The 16,706-nt window shown below is 68.5% G+C and carries 19 protein-coding genes and 1 pseudogene; 9 read left to right on the top strand and 11 right to left on the bottom strand.

The window, feature by feature from the left end; all coding sequences use genetic code 11:
- Positions 1–211: 211 nt before the first annotated feature.
- Positions 212–862 carry an HNH endonuclease gene (locus ACYVK5_RS06340; protein WP_460702912.1) on the top strand — a complete coding sequence of 217 codons (651 nt, stop codon included), beginning with the start codon at positions 212–214 and terminating at the stop codon, positions 860–862.
- A gap of 127 nt (positions 863–989) precedes the next feature.
- Here the strand turns inward: ACYVK5_RS06340 and ACYVK5_RS06335 are convergent, their stop codons facing one another.
- Both ACYVK5_RS06335 and ACYVK5_RS06330 read right to left on the bottom strand, forming a co-directional pair.
- On the bottom strand, positions 990–1,979 hold the full coding sequence (locus ACYVK5_RS06335) for a hypothetical protein (protein ID WP_460702910.1): 990 nt from the start codon (positions 1,977–1,979) through the stop codon (positions 990–992).
- Between the two features lie 101 nt (positions 1,980–2,080).
- On the bottom strand, positions 2,081–2,530 hold the full coding sequence (locus ACYVK5_RS06330) for a hypothetical protein (protein ID WP_460702908.1): 450 nt from the start codon (positions 2,528–2,530) through the stop codon (positions 2,081–2,083).
- A 161-nt stretch (positions 2,531–2,691) separates the two neighbouring features.
- Between ACYVK5_RS06330 and ACYVK5_RS06325 the strand changes: the two genes are divergently transcribed.
- The 4 genes from ACYVK5_RS06325 to ACYVK5_RS06310 all read left to right on the top strand — a co-directional run bounded on the left by ACYVK5_RS06325 (position 2,692) and on the right by ACYVK5_RS06310 (position 5,778).
- Entirely contained in the window at positions 2,692–3,312 is a 621-nt protein-coding gene (locus ACYVK5_RS06325) for a hypothetical protein (protein WP_460702906.1), read from the top strand.
- Positions 3,313–3,489: 177 nt separating this feature from the next.
- On the top strand, positions 3,490–3,846 hold the full coding sequence (locus ACYVK5_RS06320) for a recombinase family protein (protein ID WP_460702904.1): 357 nt from the start codon (positions 3,490–3,492) through the stop codon (positions 3,844–3,846).
- A gap of 662 nt (positions 3,847–4,508) precedes the next feature.
- Positions 4,509–4,757 carry a hypothetical protein gene (locus ACYVK5_RS06315; protein WP_460702902.1) on the top strand — a complete coding sequence of 83 codons (249 nt, stop codon included), beginning with the start codon at positions 4,509–4,511 and terminating at the stop codon, positions 4,755–4,757.
- Between the two features lie 61 nt (positions 4,758–4,818).
- Positions 4,819–5,778: a hypothetical protein gene (locus tag ACYVK5_RS06310; RefSeq protein WP_460702900.1), complete on the top strand. Its 960-nt coding sequence runs from the start codon at positions 4,819–4,821 to the stop codon at positions 5,776–5,778.
- Between the two features lie 141 nt (positions 5,779–5,919).
- Here ACYVK5_RS06310 and ACYVK5_RS06305 read toward each other — a convergent pair.
- From ACYVK5_RS06305 to ACYVK5_RS06295, 3 genes and pseudogenes are all read right to left on the bottom strand, one after another.
- Positions 5,920–6,534, bottom strand: a pseudogene (locus ACYVK5_RS06305) (ATPase, T2SS/T4P/T4SS family); the annotation flags it as partial.
- Positions 6,535–6,873: 339 nt separating this feature from the next.
- Entirely contained in the window at positions 6,874–7,242 is a 369-nt protein-coding gene (locus tag ACYVK5_RS06300; RefSeq protein WP_460702898.1) for a helix-turn-helix domain-containing protein, read from the bottom strand.
- A 2-nt stretch (positions 7,243–7,244) separates the two neighbouring features.
- Complete coding sequence (locus ACYVK5_RS06295; RefSeq protein WP_460702896.1) at positions 7,245–7,436, bottom strand: hypothetical protein; 192 nt, start codon at positions 7,434–7,436, stop codon at positions 7,245–7,247.
- A gap of 91 nt (positions 7,437–7,527) precedes the next feature.
- Between ACYVK5_RS06295 and ACYVK5_RS06290 the strand changes: the two genes are divergently transcribed.
- From ACYVK5_RS06290 to ACYVK5_RS06275, 4 genes are all read left to right on the top strand, one after another.
- Positions 7,528–8,541 carry a hypothetical protein gene (locus ACYVK5_RS06290; protein WP_460702894.1) on the top strand — a complete coding sequence of 338 codons (1,014 nt, stop codon included), beginning with the start codon at positions 7,528–7,530 and terminating at the stop codon, positions 8,539–8,541.
- Positions 8,538–8,870 carry a YrhB domain-containing protein gene (locus ACYVK5_RS06285; protein WP_460702892.1) on the top strand — a complete coding sequence of 111 codons (333 nt, stop codon included), beginning with the start codon at positions 8,538–8,540 and terminating at the stop codon, positions 8,868–8,870. The genes ACYVK5_RS06290 and ACYVK5_RS06285 overlap by 4 nt, the downstream gene beginning before the upstream one ends.
- A gap of 491 nt (positions 8,871–9,361) precedes the next feature.
- Positions 9,362–9,628 carry a GIY-YIG nuclease family protein gene (locus ACYVK5_RS06280; protein WP_460702890.1) on the top strand — a complete coding sequence of 89 codons (267 nt, stop codon included), beginning with the start codon at positions 9,362–9,364 and terminating at the stop codon, positions 9,626–9,628.
- A gap of 35 nt (positions 9,629–9,663) precedes the next feature.
- A complete protein-coding gene (locus ACYVK5_RS06275) occupies positions 9,664–10,089 on the top strand; it encodes a hypothetical protein (protein ID WP_460702888.1) in 426 nt (141 codons plus the stop codon).
- 158 nt (positions 10,090–10,247) lie between these two features.
- Here the strand turns inward: ACYVK5_RS06275 and ACYVK5_RS06270 are convergent, their stop codons facing one another.
- The 6 genes from ACYVK5_RS06270 to ACYVK5_RS06245 form a co-directional block, all read right to left on the bottom strand.
- Positions 10,248–10,655: a hypothetical protein gene (locus ACYVK5_RS06270; RefSeq protein WP_460702886.1), complete on the bottom strand. Its 408-nt coding sequence runs from the start codon at positions 10,653–10,655 to the stop codon at positions 10,248–10,250.
- A gap of 212 nt (positions 10,656–10,867) precedes the next feature.
- A complete protein-coding gene (locus ACYVK5_RS06265; protein WP_460702884.1) occupies positions 10,868–12,760 on the bottom strand; it encodes a SigE family RNA polymerase sigma factor in 1,893 nt (630 codons plus the stop codon).
- Positions 12,761–12,814: 54 nt separating this feature from the next.
- Positions 12,815–13,672 carry an ABC transporter permease gene (locus ACYVK5_RS06260; protein ID WP_460702882.1) on the bottom strand — a complete coding sequence of 286 codons (858 nt, stop codon included), beginning with the start codon at positions 13,670–13,672 and terminating at the stop codon, positions 12,815–12,817.
- Positions 13,669–14,451, bottom strand: coding sequence for an ABC transporter permease (locus ACYVK5_RS06255; protein ID WP_460702880.1), 783 nt, complete (start codon positions 14,449–14,451; stop codon positions 13,669–13,671). The genes ACYVK5_RS06260 and ACYVK5_RS06255 overlap by 4 nt, the downstream gene beginning before the upstream one ends.
- A complete protein-coding gene (locus tag ACYVK5_RS06250) occupies positions 14,444–15,307 on the bottom strand; it encodes an ABC transporter ATP-binding protein (RefSeq protein ID WP_460702878.1) in 864 nt (287 codons plus the stop codon). The genes ACYVK5_RS06255 and ACYVK5_RS06250 overlap by 8 nt, the downstream gene beginning before the upstream one ends.
- A 2-nt stretch (positions 15,308–15,309) precedes the next feature.
- Entirely contained in the window at positions 15,310–16,356 is a 1,047-nt protein-coding gene (locus ACYVK5_RS06245; RefSeq protein ID WP_460702876.1) for an ABC transporter substrate-binding protein, read from the bottom strand.
- Between the last annotated feature and the right edge of the window lie 350 nt (positions 16,357–16,706).

The raw sequence follows: 16,706 nt of genomic DNA, 5'->3' as shown, positions 1-16,706 counted from the left end.
CTCGATCCAGTGGTCGCTTGTGTGGCGCGGGGCGTGGGTGAGCGTCGAGGCGGCCTCCGGGCGGCTGGTGGGTGCGAACTGGCCGCCTGAGGATCCTGGCGCTCCTGCTGGATGCCGTGACGTGTGTCCCATGGCCTGGTGGTGTGCGGGAGCCTTCCTGTACGCGCGAGCGTGATCAGGTCGCGGGTTGGCCGCACATCTTCCCTGCAGGATGACGGGCGCAAGGATCGCGCCCACCGACGGCTCCGCTCCCCCGGTGTTGGCAAGGATGGGTCGCCGGACCTGCGGCGACGGGAGAATGGCCATGCGTATCTCGACCACGGGCAGAATGACCGTCGCGTTGAGCTTCTTCGCGGTAGCCGTCCTCGGATCGGGCCTCGACCTATCGCAGTGGTTTGCTGAGGCTGGCCGCGGCATCCCTGAGGGCGGTGGCCTCGTCAGCGCGGTGGCGGCCTGGGGTGCGGAGCATCGCCCCGTTCTCGGTTATGGGCTCGGCGCGCTGGTAGCAGTCATGGTGGTTCTCCGGCTCTGGAGCTGGTGGCCCCGGGCTCGCGATCCGCGCCGTGACTATCCAGGGCCGGTCCGGCGCGAGGCGTTCGGCCGGGCAGGCGGGCGGTGTGAGTACACGTCGATCCCCGGCGTGCGGTGTCGGCGCGCGGCTGAGCACGCCGACCACCTTCATCCCTGGTCCCGCGGCGGAGCCACCACCTTGGCCAACGCTGTCGCCTCGTGCGCCCGGCACAACCTGGTCAAGAGCGACAGAATCCTGGCTCCGTCGGTCATCTGGGCGCTACAGCAGCGCAGGCGCCGGTACTTCCCACCCGGTGCAGACGTCCGTGCCGGCGAACGATACAAAGCGTGACCGGGCGACAGGCCGGGCTTGGATCGGCGTGCTGTCGTGGATACGGCGTGCGCCTGTTCCGAGACCCACGCGATTGTGTTCGCCAGGTTCGCCGCGCCTACGTCGTCCGAGCGACGTCGGGCGGCGGTCACTCACCGATGACTCGCTTGGCCAGTCGCTGGCGTGACTCGCTCGTGGTCTGGTCGCGGAACGCGCGCCCGAGGCGGCGCAGGGCGTCGTCGTCGGTCAGCCAGGTGCTCCAGTCGTCGCTGTTGGCCGGCAGGTGGTCGATGCCGCGTCGAGCGGCCGCGATATCGATCTGGTAGGCGAGATGGACCTCGCGCGGGGCGTCGCCGATCACCGCACGGACGCGGCCAACGTCGTCGACGTCGGAGAAGCGTGACAGGACCGCCAATGCATCCATGATCTCGATCGAGGCGTGGAACTGCGCGAGTTCGGACCGGGGAGACTCCAACGAGGTTTCGGCAACGGTTGATCTCAGGTGCTGGTGGAGTTCTCGCAGGTCTTCCTGGCGCCGACGTTTGCGCGCGATCGCGAGGAAGAGGTGGCCGATCGCTCCGATGCACAGCAATGCCGTGGCCACGGTCGTGAGCGCGCTTGCCGTCATGCCAAGTATCGACTCGCGTGCCCGAGGGTGGACCGAGGCGACGCCGATGAGGGATGTCACGGCCCACACGACTCCGGCAGCTCCGCCAGCCGCGGCGATCGCCATGCCCCAGCCGTACCGCAGGCCAAGCACGCGGCTTGAGCGCAGCGCCGACAGACCGAACGCACCCGCGGCGAAGCCGCCCGACCCGCAGTAGATCAGCCAGTAGGCCGCCATCCACGGACGGCCGATCACCTGGTTCATCAGATCGTCGTTGGTCCACGGCCCGTTGGCGAGGAACAGGCCGACCATTACCGTGACTGCCGCTGCGGCCACGCCGATCAGGACCAGGTAATTGGTCCGTCTGCCGGTCAGGGCGGTGCGCACCCACGCAAAGACCGAGATCGCGCCGACCGTGAAGGAGACGTGCTTGACGAGCTCGTAGGTCGCCGGCGGAGCATTGGTGATCAGGTAGTGCTCGACGACGTGGAGGCGGGCGAGCAAGGCCAGTGACAAGAAGCTCAGCCCCACCGGGAGGGCGTTGTCGCCGCCATGAGCATTGCGGCTCCGGGAAGCGGTGATGACGGCCGCGATGGCGAAGAACAGGAATCCGAGGACCGCGGCCGCGGTCCTCACGTGAAGGTACCCATCGCGGTGAGGCGCGCTGCGACGCCACCGCCCGCCTGGATGGACATAATCAGGAGGCTGGCGAGGGACTCCACACGGTGCTCGGTCGGGTCGTCATACGCTGTCCTGTTCGCTTGAGTCCGCTCCTGGCTCGGGTCGGTGACCGCCTCGAGGATGTGCATGAGCTCGTGGGCGACGATGAGGTCACGGTGCGCCGGGCTCAGCGCGGACTCCGAGTTTACGACGATCCAGTCGCGGCCGGGGAAGCCGAACCACATTCCGCTGGGGCCATCGCCCAGCGGCTTGTCGTGGATCTCGATCGTCCGACCGCGCAGTCGGCTGACGATATCGATTGCTTCTTCCAGCGAGCGAGCCCGGTCTAGCCCCGCCTCGACGAGGCGGGCATGGTCGCCGCTGCGGTGATGGGTGTTGTTGTTCCCGCGACGTGGCTTCATCGCTACCCCCTGAGGCCCGGACCGGCCTTCCCGCAGCGTGTACGCCGCGTCAGATGGCTACCGTCAATCATAGATTCTGCACCATCGAAACATCGACTTCTTGTTAACTCCTGGAATACAGCCGGCTGCGCTGGTCAGGCCCCGCCGCACATCAGCGAATTATGACGAATCCCCTCGCCCGCCGGCCTGCCGGAGCGCCGGACTCAACTGGCGGACAGTTCGCCCACACGTCGCGGCCCGAGCCCGACCCTCTCGACCTGATCCAGCCCACCGGGACCTACTCTGCTGTCACCGACGAGGCGGTCGTGCGTTCCGTCGAGGCTCTCACCGAATTGCTCACTCCGCGGGCGCGCAAGGACCTGATCACGCGGCTACTCGCCCAGAATTCCGAGGACAGCCGCACGGTGGGGTACCAGAGCTCAGCACAAGCCCAGGCATTCATCCCCGACGACTACCCGTTCGAAACTCCGCTGCCCCGCTGGCCTGACGACCTCTCGCTCCCCGACGTGTCCGTACGCGACGAAGGCAACGGTCTCGAAGTCGTCATGGAGGTCGACTATGAGCGGGCCATCGTCCGCAAACGCGCCGACGGCGATATCGAGGTCACCTGGCATGCAGTCCATGGCCGCTCCAACCCCGAGTTCACCCCGGAACAAGCCAGAACCGTCAACGCTTACGCCTGGGCGCTGCACGACCGTGCCGACCAGGTCAGCATCGAGGTCGCGGCGTTCGCGTTCGACAGCGTCACTGACCGAATCGCCGACCTGATCGATAGGCAGTAGTCGACGGCTACAGGCACTACCGTCAAGATGGCTGTTCCTATCGCGGATCCAGGAAAGCCTCCTCTCCGCGGCAAAGCACCGGTGGGAGTCAGGTCAGCGACGGTTTCCGGCGTGGGCCAAGTATGGATGAAAATCGCTGAGGCATAGGACCCAGAGCAGCGTTGCTACGCTGTTTGGATGAGTGCCGATACAGCAATCTATCTCCGCCATTCCCCTGGCTCCGACGATGGCCCTGCTGTGGCGGATCAGGAAGCGGACTGCCGGCGGCTGGCAGCGAAGCTCGGCTGGCGTGTCGCCGCCGTCTACGTCGATCGCACTGACGGCGTCGCATCCGGCTCCCTGCGTCAGCGTCGCCCTGAATACCAGCGGATGACGGCGGACATCGACACCGGCGCGATCCAGGCCGTCATCGTATGGGACACAGACCGCCTGACACGCACACCGCACGAAATCGACAACTGGAACCACTACACCAAAGTTCTGGGACTCAAGATCGCGTCGGCCCGCCCCGCAGGTTCCGGCGGGGCTGCGTAGTGACCCGCTGACCTGTCAGGCGGGTGGAAGTACGTGCGCTGAATGGCGAGCCCGCGACCGGCAGGACCGGTTGCAGTCTTGCACGGTCGCGGGGCTCGTCATTCAGGGTGCGCTCGCAAGCCCCGGGGCGCAACACTTCCACCGCATGGCTGTGCAGCACGACGGGGAGCGGCTACTGATCACCTCTCGATGAAGCGTCGGTGCCGGTGTGGAGCGGGCCCAGTTCTCGGGGCATCTAGTTCCGTGGAGACCCGAGCGGATGCCCTGAGCGAGCTCATGCGTCCGAGTGTGCCACGCTGCCGACGCAGAGCGCCGGTTGATTTCGCAGGCCTACCGGCGACGGGACCGGACTGTCCTTGGGCAGATGAGTTGCCACGGCGCGGCGCTCTGACCTGCGGCGTGACAACTCGTTTGACCGATCCACGCCGCGGTTCGGTCACTTGATCTGTCACGGATCGCCAAATGGCCGGCGCCACGCCGGCGGCGCGCGAGGCACAGGGGCTCAGTGGGGGACCTGTCAGAAGAAGAACCCGGCGTCGACGAGCTGGACCAGGCCGACGTCGCCAGCTACCTGTTCGGATAGCCGGCCATACCCGAATGGGTGATGTGCGGACCGGGGGACAGGCGAGATCCTGGCAGACCAAGCGGAGAGGACCACCACGATGAGCACGAACATCCCCACGCCCGGCCAGACCGTCAAGTTCCTGGACGTCCCGCCCGCGGGCGAGATGTGGGCTGGCCCGGGTGACGCCGGGGTGTTCGTCGGGCTGCACAAGCCCGACGGCGCAGCGCTCGTCGCCCTCGAGGGCAGAAGCACCGTGCAGATTGCCCTGGACCAGATCGCCCCCGTCCCCGACAAGGTGGACCCGGACGACGGCGACGTCGTCGACGAGCTGCGCGTCACCCGGTGATCCGCGCGGCCGCGGCGTGAGCAGGTCGTGGACCGATGATCCCGTGCCAGACTCAGGCGTCATGAACAGTGGCGAAGAGGGCGTCCCGAGGTCATTTGTGGAATTGGTGTCTCGGCCGGGTTGGATCGTCGTCGCCGATGACGGGACCAAGGTCGAGGCTCGCTGGCTGCCCCCCGGTGATGGGCGCGAGATCGTCGACCTGAGAGGCCGGCGGGATATACCGAACCAGTGGCATGCCTTCTTGGCCGTGTCAGGCCAAGAAGATGACCGACTTCTGGATTCGGGGCTCGGGCTGAGCGAGGCGGGGGCGTGCGCGACTGTCGACCGGTGGATTGACAACCTCGCGCTGGGCCGGGGCTGGTGGATGTCGCGGCTACGGCCGCGCGAGATGGGTGACTTCTACACCGATCGCCGCTGGGAGCCGGAGGGCGCCCGGCTGCATGTGCTGCTGGTTCCAGAGGTCGGACCCCAGCTCACCGAGACCTACGGCTTGGTCATGCACGCATGGCAGCACGCTCTACGGCCGGTGCCGGCCCACCAGGTCCACGCCACTTTGTCCTGGCTCCGTGCCCCGGTCGCGGCCGGGATCACGACCGAGACCCGACAGCAAGTCGCCGACGAGCTCCGTACCCGGTTCGCCGATCTCGATCCGATCTCGACGCTCGCCGACAGGACAGTGGAGCCGGCCCGAGTGCGCTCCTACGGGGTGCGCTGCGAGATCCCCGAGGACGACAAGTCCACAGGCGGACGGCTGATCTATGCCTACGCGGCCGCGGCCACCGCGGCGCTACGGGCAGTCTTCGGCGCCGACCAGGTCCCCGACCCGCGTCCCGACGCCCACCTCGCGCTCGCCTACGGCACCGGTGGCGACATAGCCAGGCTGCATGGCGATCTCCGGGTGCTCGAGCCGTACCGGAGTGACTGGCCCGTCCTGGGCGACTGTCGAATCCTTCTCGCCGACGCCGATACCTTCGCCACACCAGCGACGGAATGGGACCGCTCTATCAACCTCACCGGGTAGTCCTGATCTGACGCCGTGGTGGTCTGGAGGTGCCCGACGGCGTGGGCGTCGACGAGGTGCGCGTCATCCGGTGAGCTGTGTGGCTACGGAGGTGAGAACGAGCTTGTAGAATCACACCGCCACCGAGCGGAGGCCTGGACGAATTGCGGTGTTGCCCGCCTGGGTGGCTCCGGCGACGAGCACGTTCAGCCCGGCCCGCACGGCGGCGCCGAGGAACGTGGCCGCCTGCCGGGTGAGGGAGCCGAGCCGGACCAGTTCGTCGAGCCCCGAGGCCCGGACCACGTGCTTGCGGATGTTCACGCTGATGTGCCGGCGGGTGATTCCGGGCAACACGGCGTGCAGCCGTTCTCCCCCGGGCAGGCAGGCGTCCACGAAGGGGCTGCTGAGGTCGAGCCGCCGCCCGGTGGACTTCAGCATCCGCTCCACCAGGTCCTCCACCTGCTCGACGGTCAGGATCGTGGTGGTCAGCTCGCTCTTCCCGCCTCGGGCGACGAACACCTGGCTGGGTGAATTGATCCAGATCTCCTCGACGTCCGGATCATCTAAATATGATTGCAGGGGACCCAGGCCACCGATGGCGGCATGGACCTCTTGTGCGGCACGTCCGGCATCGTGTAGCGGCACGACGACACCGCGTGCAGCTCGGTCCTCGTAGTCCGCCACCGCCTCGCGAACCAGGTCGCCGAAGGCATCAGGTTCCGCGACCGGATCGACGCCCCGACGGCGGACGAGCTCGCGCACTTCCGATTCGAGCACAGCGGCGCCACCTTCGACCGACCTGACGGAGGTGGTCGCGACCTGCCTGGCATCGCGATGCCCCTCGACCGGCTGCTCGGTTCGTTCCACCGAAACCGACATGACTCGCCCCCTGAGCGATTGTGCTGGCGGTGCCCCTGAACGGCGACCTCCTCGATCACCGCTGCCGACGAGCGTAGAGCTCACCTGCACGATCCGCTCGCCACAGCCAGATGCCTGTGGATAACTTCTGCCCGAGCTCCGCGCCGACCCACGCACACTGGGACGATCACGAGACCCGTGACAACATCCTCTGCCCCGCGCTCGCCGTGGTGTCGATGTTCAGCGCCCGAAGTGGAGTCAGCTGGCGAGCTGAGAGACGCGCTGGTGGGAAACACCCAGAAGGGAAGCCACGTCGCGGGCGGTGAGGTGCTCGGCCTCTCTCAGTCGCGTGACGGCCAGGCGCATCGCCGCCGAGGCATCTTCCTGCGCCTGCCGGGCCGCTTGCGCGGCCTGGAGGGCTCGGGCTACGACGGCGGCGGCTTCCTCGTTCAGGACCGGGTTAACGGTGACGTCGATGTCGGCCGGGTCGGTCTCCAGCATCAGCGCGACGGCGTCGGCGGCCATGGCCGCGGCCTGGTCCAGCCGCTTCACCTGGGTGTGCACGCCGCGCACCTCGGGCACCTCGATGGCCCACCAGTCACCCGACCGATGAGCGGTCGCTGTCACCTTCATGAGTCTGCCTCCATGTCCTTCAGGATCGCCTTGGCCGTGAACTCGTTGACCTCGTTGTGACGCGGAACGATCGTTGACAGACTGCCGATCCGCACCTTGGTGTGGTTCCCGCCCTCGATCACGACCAGCTCCTCGCCGCGCTCCTTGGCTGCCGCCTTCAGCTTCTTCAAGATGTCTCGACGCCTCACCAGGCTAAGGCTAGAGCCCTTGCGAAATCAAGGCAAGACGGGTTGCGAATTGGCGCCTCTTATCGACAGTACTCACCGCTACGGTGGGCACGTGCTCGTCCTGTCCTGTCAGTCCGACGCGCCGTGGCTGCCCCCTGGCGGCCGCGCCGACGTCGTCGTCCACGAACCCCATGACCCGGCGCCCGGCCCGGTCGGGTTGGTGCGGCTGCTGGTCACCGACCCGGACGGCCGTGTCTTCTGCACGCCCCGTACCGGTGACAGACCGGGCTGGGACCTACCCACCGCCCCCGTGCCCGACAGCAACCCGCAGACTGCCGTCGACCAACTCACGGGCGACGTGTTCGGACAGGCCGCGGCAACCCAGCTGATCGGCTTCGTCCGCAACACCGTCCCAGCCGGAGCCCGGTACGACTGGCCGGCACCGCTCGCGCACTTCGCCGTGTATCAGGTGCTCGATCACGCGATGCCCGTCCTCGACGGCGCATGGCTCGACGACGATGCCGCCGCCGAGCACCTGAGCGGACGGCACTGGTGGCCGCTCGTCGCCGTCGACCACGACAGCGCCACAGCACTGACCACGGAGCTGAACGTCGCATGGGAGTTGTGGCTGGATGACGTCGACCGTGACCGGGACCGGATCACGACGTCGGCGACGGACGCTCTGGTGCTCGGCATGGACAGCCCCGCTCTGCGCGAGCTGGCTGGCCTCGCGCCGGATGTTGTGTGGCCCGACGTCGACCTACTCGTCCGGCAGGCCGCCACCGAGCTCGGCCTGCCGGCCCCGACGAAGGAACGTGCCCTGGGCGCCGAACTCCGGCTCCTGGCCATGCGGGTGGTCGCAGGAACCGCCGAGCCAAGAGCCCTGACCGCGTGGGCCTGGCGGCGTATCGGCTACGAACACCGGAGCGGGCTGGAAGCGCTGGTCCGGCTGGACGACGAGTACGGACTGCTCGACGAAGTCCCGGGCTACTGGGAGGTCCCGAACCGCAGCGCGGGTCTCGCCGCGCTGGACGACATCGTCCGTGCGGCTGCCGCCGCTGTCCTGGACGGTAAGCACGACCTGACCCGGTTCATGCCCAACCGCAGTCGCGAGAAGTCGACATGACCCCCACGGGCGATCCGGAGCCGGGCGCGATCGACGGCATCTCCCAGCCCTGCACGTCCAAGAGCGGCGCGCGGGAGAAAGCCGAGGCCTACCTCGACAGCTGGCGGCACCGCGGGCACAGCGACATCCTCGTTGACCGGGTCGAGGAGCACTCCCGCGCATGGATCGCGTACTACACCACCCTGCGCTACCTGCAGACCGGGGACTTCACGGACCTACCGATCGGTGCGTCCCCGATCGTTGTGGACAAGGGGACCGGCGAGGTCCATGTGTACGGTTCGGCTCCGGACGAGTACGCGAAGTTCCTCACCTGGCGCGACTCCCTCTGAGCGATTGCGCTGGTCGCGACCTGAGCGATCGCCAGATTGATCACCGCCACAAACGAGCCCAGGTACCCAAGTTCCAGATCGCTCGCCACAACACGAACGCCTGTGGATCACCCGCGCCCGGGCAGGAGGTGATGGCCGTGAAGCGGCCGAGCAGCAGGAGTCCTAGGTCTGGGGTGACGATGCGGCGGAGCATCACAGCAGGGCTGCACTCATCGGGCACTCACGATCAGAGTTCGTCAGATCGAAGAGTCGACGCTGCAGTCTTTCCGGTCAGTTCACCTGTGCAGACGCGTGACAGACACTGATTCGTCTCGTGGATTGTCGCTGTGGCCGACATTGTCGATGGCACTGATGACCCTACACAGGAGATCCTGTCGGGACTGATTCTTTCGAAGACAGCGGGCTGCGACCGCCGCACGGCATGAGTGGCAGGTCACGATGGCTGCCGTTGATGCCCTTAGCGCGCCGTTCGCAGCCACTACAATCCGCGCATGACGGTCTACCTGCTGTCCGACGGCGACTATCTCAAGATCGGCCACACGACGCGCGATGTCGAGCGGCGTGTACGCGAACTTCAGACCGGCAGCCCGCGCGAGATTCGCCTGATAGCGGTCCTCCCTGGTGCGAGTACCGACACGGAGCGTGAGCTGCACGCCCAGTTCGCTGCCTACCGCGTCCGCGCCAACGGCGAGTGGTTCACGACACGCCGGGGATCCATACCGAGTTCTCGCGCCGTTCGACCGAAGAACACCGCATAGTTCGCCTCCGGCTCGGAATTGTCGCGCTCGAGGTGTTGGTCACCGCCGAGAAGGCGCAGCGCATTGCGGAGAACAAGAAGCGCGCCCTGGGCATGGCCCCCATCCGCATAGCCGCGGTAGCACTCTTGGCTTGGCTCGCCATCAGCCTGTTCACCAACTCGTGGCTCTGGTCGTTCGTCGTGGTCGCCATCGTCGCCGCCTTCTGGTACGCCATCAAGGCTGCAACTATCAATGACATGGCGAACGACCTCTTCCGCCTCATCCAGAAGGCGGAGGAGGCCGCCGACGAATACGACAGGCATGCACCGATCAGGGTCGGAGATACGGCGCGCGCAGAAGCTGTGAAGAACTACAAGGGGCTGACCGGCCGCGTCATCGCTGTGTGGCGGCTGTATGTCGTACTCGACGACGGTACCCGTACCTACAAGTGCCCCAAGGCGGCAGTCGCGAGGATCCCCTGACCCACACGGGAACTATGGGTTCACGATCCCTGTCAAGACCCCGGCCCACCTGAGCCCATCGAGGCCCGAGGCGAAGTGGTTGTCCACGAGTCTTGGGCCCTATGCGCCCGGTCAGGCAAGGGAGCCCAGGCTCCGTCGTGCTGCCAGAAAAGCCCTGATCAGGGCGACACACCCCGCATACTGGATTCCGAGAGAAGATTTGCAGCCGGACAAGGTGAATTGACCCAGATTTCCTCAACATCCGGATCGTCTAAATACAGCTGGAGGGGACCCAGGCCGCCGATGGCGGCATGGACCTCTTGTGCGGCACGTCCGGCATCCTGCAGCGGTACGACGACACCGCGTGCAGCTCGGCCCTCGTAGTCCGCCACCGCCTCGCGAACCAGGTCGCCGAAGGCATCAGGTTCCGCGACCGGATCGACGCCCCGACGGCGGACGAGCTCGCGCACTTCCGATTCGAGCACAGCGGCGCCACCTTCGACCGACCTGACGGAGGTGGTCGCGACCTGCCTGGCATCGCGATGTCCCTCGACCGGCTGCTCGGTTCGTTCCACCGAAACCGACATGACTCGCCCCCTGAGCGATTGTGCTGGCGGTGCCCCTGAACGGCGATCCTCGACCACCGCTGCCGACGAGCGTAGGTGCCACCTCCACGATCCGCTCGGCACGACCCGGATGCCTGTGGACAACCCGGCGGCGACCTATCGTCGTCGATCATGTTCGCCCGGTGAAGGACGGTCCCGTTGGCTCTGCGGCGCTCGTCATTCCTCAGCAGCCATCAGCCGGCGGGTGACCCGTCGATCCGGGCCCGGTGAAGCGTGGCCTCGCCGGTGTCGCCGTTCTCGACGGTCCAGACGAGGTGGTCGCCGGTGATCCCGGCCCGGTAGACCCCGAACTGCCGGGCGGCTTCGAGCGGCTGCGCCTCCGCGGTGGGATCGGTGAGCACGAGGACGGCGCCCTCGTTCAGGTCGTCGTCGCCTCGCTCGACCCAGAGCAGGACGCGGCCGGCGAGGTCGACGTCGAACGCCTCGAAGCGGTCCGCGGCGGGCGGGACGACGTGGACCTGCACGGTCCGGCGGTCCAGGACGTGCACCCCGCCGTCCTGGGGCCAGGCGACGAGCTGGTCGGAGACGGCCAGTCCCCACCCGGCGTCGAACGTCTCCTGGTCCAGGTCGTACGGCAGGCCCTGGCCGATCACCTCGGTCGTGCCGTCGTCGCGGTAGCTGGTCAGCTCCAGCCGCGTGGCGCCGTCGATCGTCACGGCGGTCGCGACCACGACCTCGTCATCGTACGCGGCGACCTGCAGGACGTCCTCGGCCAGCACCTCGCCGGCGGAGCCGTCGTCGTCCAGCATGGCGGTGTGGACACTGACCGTGCCGTCCAGGTCGGTGACCCAGGCCACCCGTGCGCTGGTAAGACCGATCCACGTGCCGTCGAGCGTGGGCCGGGGGTCGGGGCCGTCGCTCGCGACCTGCACGGTCACGGTCCGCGGCGCTCCCCCGGTTCGTGCGTCGTCGAGCACGCGAACGGCGTAGGTGGCCGGGCCGGAGTCGCCCTGCGGCACCTCGGTCCACGCGACCCGCTCGCCGTGGCGGGTCACCCCGTGCACCGCGGTGGGCAGCCCGGCGACCGCCCCGGTGGTCGCGAGGTCGCTGCGTTCGGTGCCGCCGCCGTCGCGCGGCACTGCCAGCTGCAGCGTCTGGCCTCCCCCGCCGGGCAACACGGTCAGGAACGACCCGTCCGCCGCAAGAGTGCGTCCCTCGACGCGGGACACATCAAGACTGTCGAGCAGGATCGGCTCGCCACCGACCAGCCGCGCGGGCACCGGATCACCCTCGTCCACCGGTTCCCGCTCGGTCTCCTGGACCAGCCCGGGCTCAAGATCGGTGAGGCCCAGGTCGCGCCTCTGGGTCACCTGCTCCAGCCCGGTCACCTCGCGGAACCACTCGCTGCCCGGCAGCACGACCGTCCCCAGCCCGGGCACCCGCACCGGACCCGACAAGAACAGTGCCACCAGCACGGCGGCCGCCCCCGCGGCCACCGCCTGCGCGGTCCGACGGCGGCGCAGCGCCGCCTTGCTCTGCGCGAGCACGCCGTGCGGGTCGACGTCGAGCACCTCCACGAGCTCCAGGTCGACGCCGCCGATCAGACCACGCAGCCGGGCCAGACCCCGGGAGTTGGCGGCCTTGACCGTGCCGACGCTGCGGCCCAGCTCCTCGGCCACCTGCGCCTCGGACATGTCCAGCAGGTGCCGCATGACCACCACGCGCCGCTGCTGCGGCGGCAGCTGTGCCAGGGCGCGCACCAGCGCGTCCCGCAACTCGACACGGCCGGCCGCGTCCGGCGTCGAACCGACCGGCAGGTGCTCGTCGCCGGGGACGACCTCCCGGGCCGAGCGCCGCCAGGTGTCGGTACGCAGGTTGACCAGGACGCGCCGCGCGTACGCCCGCGGCTCACGGTCGCCGATCCGCCGCCACACCCGGTAGGTCCTCTCGAACGTGGTCTGCACCAGGTCCTCGGCACGGTGCCGGTCACCCGTCAGGAGGTAGGCGGTACGGGACAGATACGGTCCCGCGTCCCGCACGAAGGCCACGAACCCCTCATCCGGACTCGACCCGCGAGGGCCGACGACGACGGCGGCGCGCTCGTGCGCCTCGAAATCGATGCTCATGCCCTCCACCACGCGTCACGACGGTCGCAAGTTGAGCGGGAGCGCCGTAGCCGTTCAGCGGCGCCCGTAGCGCGCCAGGACGAACGACTCGACGATCTGCGCCACCAGGTAGAGCGTGAGCGACGCGAGCGTCACCACCAGCACGCACGCCCACACCAGGTTGTTCTCGGACCGGCCCACGGCGTTGACGACCATGCTGCCGATCCCCCGGCCGGTGATCAGCCACTCGGCGAGCAACGCGCCCGTGATGGCGCCCGGCACGGAGATCCGGACCGACGCGAACAACGCGGGCAGCGCCGACGGGAACGCGACCTTGACCAGCAGCGCCCAGCGGCCGCCGCCGTACACGTGGACGACGTCGGCCATCTGCGCGGACACCGAGCGCAGTCCCTGCACGATGTTCACCAGGGCGGGGAACAGCACCACGATCCCGGAGACCACGGCGACGCGGACCAGCTCGTCGGTGAACAACAGCCGGATGATCGGCGTGAGCGCGATGAGCGGCACGGCACGCAGGATCAGAGCGACCGGCATGACGGCGGTCTCGACCGGCTTCGAGAGCACGATCAGGGCCGCCGCGGTCGTGGCGGCGAGCATGCCCGCCACGAACCCGATGGCGGCGTCACCCAGCGTGACGCCGAGCGCGGTGGCGATCTCGGCGCGGGTCCGGGCGGCGTCGTCGTCCGCGAAGAGGAACTCGTAGACCTCGGCGGGGCCCTTCGCGACGAATGCGTTGTCGACCAGAACCACCGAGGCGAGCCAGACCAGGGTGAGGATCGCCACCATGAGCAGCGCGGTCCCGAGCGCCCTGCCCAGTCCGGCGGCGAGGGCACGGCCGGTGCCCACGACGGTCGAGGCCCGGCCGGCGGCGACCAGCCCCGCCCGGGCCGGCTCTGTCGACTGCCCGCTCATCCTCGTCCTCCTCCGGTCGACCACGGCACCACGAAGCGACCCAGCAGGCCGAACGCGGCATACCCGATGCCCGCGACGAGCGCACAGGCGAACATGATTCCCCAGGCGCGCTCGACCATGAGGCCCTGGCCGGCGGCGATCAGCGCGGGCCCGACGCCGCGGTCCACCCCGCCGATGTACTCGCCGAGGATCGCGCCCAGGAACGCGGCCGGGGCAGCGATCTTCAGGGCGCTGATGATCTCCGGCAGCGCGGACACGAGCTGCACGGTGACCAGTTGCCTCCAGCGGCCGCCGCCGTAGACGCGCACGACGTCGAGCGCCGCCCGGTCGGCGGACCGGAAGCCGAGGACCGCTCCGACGACGGTGGTGAAGAAGACGGACAGCGCCGCCAGGACGACCGCGGTCGGCGAGGGGTCGCCCGGATCCGGCGGGCCCAGCACGATGTACAGGATGGGCAGGATCGCGATCGTCGGCACGCAGTAGCTGATGACCGCGATCTGCGAGATCACGGGCTCCAGCCGCGGCGTGAGCAGCACGAGGGCCGCGAGGACGAGAGCCAGCCCGTTGCCCCACGCGAACCCGATCAGCGCCTCGACGACGGTGCCGCCGAAGTTGTTCACGTAGAACGCCCACCCGTCGACGCCGTACTGCCGCAGCACCCCGGGCGGTGTCGGCATGGACGAGCCGTCGAACACGGTGAGCGCGAGCAGCCACCAGAGCACGACCAGGGCGGCCAGACCCGCCGCTCCGCCCAGCCATGCGCGTGCGCGGTCACGCATCGACGGCCCGGTTCTGCGCGCCGTCGGCCACCCCGTCGTCCGCCGCGAACAGGAGTTCCGAGGCCCGGTCGTGCAGGGCATGGAACTCGCCGCTGCGCATCATCTCCGGCAGTCGCGGCCGCGGCAGGTCGACCTCGATGACCTCCTTGATCCGGCCCGGGCGCGGGCTCATGACCGCCACCTGGTCCGACAGGAAGATGGCCTCGGAGATGCCGTGGGTGACCATGAGGGTCGTGGCGGGCTTCTCGGTCCAGATCCGCAGCAGTTCCACGTTGAGGCGCTGCCTGGTCATGTCGTCCAACGCGCCGAACGGCTCGTCGAGCAGCAGCACCGAGGGCTTGACGACCAGTGCGCGCGCGATGGACACCCGCTGCCGCATCCCGCCGGAGAGCTGGCCCGGCTTGGCCTTCTCGAAGCCGGTCAGCCCGACGAGGCGGACCAGCTCCGCCACCAGCGGGCGGTCGACCGGCTGGCCCGAGACCTCGAACGGGAGGCGCAGGTTGGACTCGACCGAGCGCCACGGCAGCAGGGCGGAGTCCTGGAAGGCGATCCCGAGCTCGTGCCCGGAGCGAAGCTGCTCGGGATCCTTGCCGTCCACCTTCACGGTGCCCGACGTCGCCGACTCCAGGCCGGCGAGGATCCGCAGGATCGTGGACTTGCCGCAGCCGCTGGGGCCCAGCAGGGACAGGAAGCTGCCCTGGTCGGTGTGCAGTGTGACGTCGTCCAGCGCGGTGACCGCCTTGCGGCCCGACCCGAACGACTTCGACAGGTTCGCGATGTGGAGGCCGGTGCCGGCCCCGCCCTCCTGGGCGGAGCCGGCTCCGGCCGCGGCATCGGTGACGGACTGGTCGGTCACGCTCAGCCCTTGAGCTCGGGCTTCTCTGCGAGCAGTTCCTCCAGGAGCGACAGGTCGAACACGTCCTCCTGGGTGGCGTCGATGCCGGCCGCCTCGAACGTCTCCATGTTCAGCGCCAGGAGCTCGTCGCTGATCGTGAAGAGACCGTTCTCCGCCGTCTCGTCGGTGCTGATCAGCTCCTCGCACTGGATCGTGTTCTGCTGGATCTCCTTGTCCAGGTCGAGTTCCTGGTCGGCGCCGTACTCCTCGACCGCGAGGCGCGCGCCCTCCTCCAGCTCGGCACAGGCGTCGGTCCAGCCCTTGATCTCGGCCTCGAGGAACGCCTTGACCGCCTCGGGACGTTCGGCGATGGTCTCGTCCGTGGCGATGACGGACTCGGCGACGAACGGCAAGCCGTTGTCGGCGAACAGGAGGTTGGTGACGTCCTCGCCCTGCGCCTCGACGATGATCGACTCGTTGGTCACGTACGCGAGGAACCCGTCGACCTCGCCGTTGACCAGCGGCTGCGGGTCGTACTGCACGGGCACGATCTCGACGTCGTCCTCGGTGAGGCCGTTGGCCGCCAGGAGCGCGGCGAACAGCAGGCCGTTGCCGCCGTCCTGCACGCCGATCTTCTTGCCCTTGAGGTCGTCGATCGTCGCGATGTCCGCGCCGTCCGCGAGGGACAGGATCGTGAACGGATTCTTCTGGAAGGTGGTGCCCACGATCTTGATGGGCGCGTCCTCGTTGGCGACGACCTGACCCACGGTCACGGCATTGGTGAGGCCGAAGTCCGCCTTGCCGGAGGCGACGAGGTTCTCCGTGGCGCCCGGACCCGCGTTGAGCGTGACCGCGCCGAAGCCGGCGTCCGAGTAGTAACCCTTGCTGTCGGCCATGAACTCGCCGGCGAACTCGGCGTTCTTGATCCAGGACAGCTGGACGGTGAGGTCGCCGAGGTCCTCCCCCTGCGCGGGGGCGTCGTCGCCGGAGCCACATGCCGCGAGACCGAACGAGCAGGCGGCCACGACGGCCGTCAGGCGCACTATGCGCCCAGGACGGGAAAGCATCATGAGTGGTTCTCCTGGTGTGCTGGGTGGGGGCCGAAACCCGAGTTTCTCTCCGCGGACGCTAGGGGCTTACGGTTTCAGTCCCGCGTCGGCCGGTTACGCCGTCGTAAAACGCGGGGACGCAATCGGATCGTTATCGGTCACAACCGCGCCGCGGCGGACGCCTGTGGATAACTCTGCGCAGAGCCGGGCACCTCCGTGGCCGCCATTTCCCTGCCCTGTGGACGACACGCCAGACCGGGGGCCGGAGTTATCCACAGATTCACAAGGTTTTCCACATATACGCTGGTAACGCGGGTTCTCCACGACGGCCCGGCGGCGCACCGCCCGTGGACAAGCGGTGGACGAGCGCC

The organism is Myceligenerans halotolerans, from assembly GCF_054782975.1.
Note: the sequence above shows the minus strand (reverse complement) of the source record. Positions and strands in the feature narration are given on the sequence as shown.